This window comes from Acinetobacter sp. ANC_7553 (assembly GCF_056779895.1).
The window spans coordinates 1-2,920 of sequence record NZ_JBWYIV010000034.1 but is presented as its reverse complement, the minus strand read 5'-3'; the positions used below and the strand labels follow the sequence as shown (position 1 = coordinate 2,920).

General features: G+C 39.7%; 2 protein-coding genes and 1 pseudogene. All 3 read left to right on the top strand.

Translation table 11 applies throughout. The annotated features are described in order from the left end of the window. The coding region (locus AC1M9I_RS14505) for a DUF2345 domain-containing protein (protein WP_481611205.1) at positions 1–1,127 on the top strand (1,127 nt) is incomplete at its 5' end. Continuing rightward, positions 1,117–2,667 (top strand): hypothetical protein, encoded by a 1,551-nt coding sequence (locus tag AC1M9I_RS14500; RefSeq protein WP_481594740.1) that lies wholly within the window; start codon positions 1,117–1,119, stop codon positions 2,665–2,667. The genes AC1M9I_RS14505 and AC1M9I_RS14500, both read left to right, overlap by 11 nt. An 18-nt stretch (positions 2,668–2,685) precedes the next feature. Continuing rightward, positions 2,686–2,920 (top strand): annotated as a pseudogene (locus tag AC1M9I_RS14495) (hypothetical protein); the annotation flags it as partial.

The following is a 2,920-nucleotide window of genomic DNA, read 5'->3' as shown; positions in this document are numbered from 1 at the left end:
ATGACACCACAGGACAAATCTCCACCCAACTGCAAAACACCCACGGGGCGAGCCAACTCAACCTAGGGAATCTCAGTCATCCCAAAGCAACCACAGAAAGTGAAGGACGAGGCGAAGGCTTCGAACTCAGAACAGACCAATGGGGTGCAGTACGAGCAGGCGAAGGCATACTCATCTCCACCTACAAACAAGAACAAGCCAAAGCCAACCATCTCGATGCAAGCGAAGCCAAACAACAACTCGAAAGTAGCTTAAACAACGCCAAAGCTTTGAGTGAAGTGGCAAAGAATCAACAGACTGATCCACTGAGCTTACTCGAAAACCTACAGGGCTATCTCAAGAACTTAGAGAGCGAAGATCAAAGCAAAGCCGCGGCCTTCAAACAAGCGATCATGCTCTTGGCTTCACCAAGTTCAATTGCCGTAGAAAGTAACGAAGACATTCATCTCAGTGCAGATGGGCAGATTAACCAGATTGCACAAAGAAGCATTAACACAAGCACGCAAGACAGCATTATCGGACATGCCAGCAAAAAGATCAGCTTATTTGCAGCGCAAGAAGGGGCACGATTGTATGCAGGGAAAGGGAAGATCGAGATTCAAGCCCAAGGGGATGGTGCTGATCTGATTGCAAGAAAGGGTGTACAGATTATTTCGACGGAAGATCGAATTGAAATTAAAGCGGCAAAAAAAATAGTGTTGATTGGTGGTGGTTCACAGATTGAAATTAGCAGTTCGGGAGTTTTACCTACCACAGCTGGCAAGTTTGAAGTGAAAGCGGGTCAGCATTTGTTCAAAGGTGGTATGAATGTTCAGTTGACACCACTAAATTTACCGAGTGCAGATATAAAGAATTGGATTGAATTAGATTATCGTGACCCTGAAACAAGAAAGGGAGTTGCAAATAATGGTTATAAAATTTTCTTCAAAAATGGAACAACATTAGTAGGAAAACTGGATGCTAATGGATTTACAAGGCATGAAAATATACCGCCAGAAACTATAAAAAAAGTAGTGTATGAAACTCAAGAAGGTAAAGAAAGAAATGCCGACCCATTGGAAGAATTATTAGAAATTGAAGACATCTCATCAATCTCTAATTCTGGGGAAATATACAATGGCAAATAATATTCCTAATGCTACACAAGCTAGAGATGCATTAGCTTGGATGACTGGTGAGCAAAAAGATTTTCAAGAGGAAAAAAGTATATGGGAGTGGATGGTAGAAGCCATTGAAGGTGACTTCAATGAAAATCGTAGTACTGGGCAAATTGTATTTGATGCTGCAATTTCTATGATTCCGTTTGTAGACCAGATATGTGATGTCCGAGATTTAGTGGCGAATTGTAAAAAACTAAATGAGGATATGTCTGATCAATGGGCTTGGGTTGCTTTAGCTCTAACTTTAATAGGGTTATTTCCAAGTCTAGGGAGTTTAGTTAAAGGGGTTCTTAAAATATTCTTCTTGTTTGTAAGACGAAGCGGTGGAAAAGCAGTGGTTAAAGCCGTTGACTCAGCTATGACATGGGTTGTTACGTTTCTAAGGAAAAAGCAAGTACAAGATTATATTAAAAAATATCTACCGAATGTGGATATTTTGGTTTATCTAAAGAATGAGACTATAAAAGTCAAAAATAGGCTCAGTGCACGGGAGTTATTAGCAGCATTTGATCGAGGAATAAAACTATTAGACGATTTGACCAATAAGGCAAAATATATTCCTGGATTAAAAGATAAAATTAAAAATACTGTCGCTATTGTTAGGAAAATTCGAAATGCAGCAGATGTCCCATTGGCAAAAGCTTTAGCACCTCTTAATGAGGCATTGGCAAGAGTTATTTATAGATTAGATATGGAGTCATATCTGCAACGAACAGCAGTGAGAAATACGACTAATGTTCATTTCAGAGGTACATTACCAGAAGCACGTGCCATTACTTTAATGCGTACTAAAAAGCCACGACCAACTTGGTTAAGCTCGGGAAGTTTAGAACATGCACCATTAGAGCCTGCTAGTAAAAGAAAGACGGTTAATGCAATGGTGGAGGATGGTTATCCCCCTTTAGCAGATTATAATATTGCTTCATTTAGTAAGTTGTCCGCAGATATCATCACAGGACCTGCTAGATTATACCGTGTAACTTCACCTGCAAATGGTGCATTTGGTGAATGTTGGATCACAGAAGATGTCTTTGTTAAAATTAAGAATAGTCCTGACCCGAAAGCGGCATGGCGTAAATATCTTGCAGTTTGGCCAGACTGGAATGCAAATGGGCAGTTTGTTGTTTATGATATTCCTGCAGGTCAATCCATTAAGGTTTGGCGTGGGCCTGCCTCAAGTCAAACTAAAAAATCTCTAGGAGATGATTATCATCTATCAGGTGGTTGGGAGCAGATCATTTTCAAAGAAGGAAAGTTTGACAATACCATTTATTATCCTGTGGATACTTATGGACGTTTATCACTTAAATCTCCAATAAGACGGGATGCGTATAATAGTTTATCTCCAGCCGAGAAAGCTAAATATCAGGCAGTTCGGAGCAAAATTAAGGAACCGAATATTCATGGTCCTTATGATACAGGTTGGGGCATGACTGATTTTGATGAGCAGTTAAAAGATGTCAGAATTGGTCTTCCGAATATATCTGGACAAGTGATTAATAGATAAAATTAGGAGATGATTATAATGCAAAATATAGAACAACAATTGACTCGTTTTCAAAAACAATCAGTTGCCCTAATCTATTATGTTACTTCACGACCTTATTTGGAAATGTTACTGACCAAACTGGATGATTTGATTCAATATACTGGTGGAGTAATTGATTTGGCTGATCAGCAGTATCGTGATCGTGTCCTCTTGCAAGAGGGATGGGAAATGGGGGATAGCTCAGCCAATTGGAGTACCTATGCTTACCCAT